This window comes from Yokenella regensburgei ATCC 49455, from assembly GCF_000735455.1.
GTDB lineage: Bacteria > Pseudomonadota > Gammaproteobacteria > Enterobacterales > Enterobacteriaceae > Yokenella > Yokenella regensburgei.
In genome coordinates, this window is the sequence record NZ_JMPS01000093.1 from 1 (window position 1) to 233 (window position 233).

1 pseudogene is annotated in these 233 nt (G+C 49.4%); it reads right to left on the reverse strand.

The features are described 5' to 3' along the window. Positions 1 to 222: pseudogene (locus tag GYRE_RS23080) on the reverse strand (tRNA (adenosine(37)-N6)-threonylcarbamoyltransferase complex transferase subunit TsaD); the annotation flags it as partial. Positions 223 to 233 lie beyond the last annotated feature (11 nt).

Genomic DNA, 233 nt, shown 5'->3' on the forward strand with positions numbered 1-233 from the left:
ATCAATATCTTTTGCCGTCAGATTCGCTTCTTTTAATGCCGCCTGAATCAGCGGAACCGTTTTACGAACGTGATCGCGGGAGGCAAGCTCCGGCACCACGCCGCCGTAGTCAGCATGTAATTTCACCTGACTATACAGTTGGTTGGCTAAAAGGCCCTTTTCGTCGTCGTAAATCGCGATGCCGGTTTCATCGCAGGATGTTTCAATTCCCAGTACACGCATGGCTTGTTTTA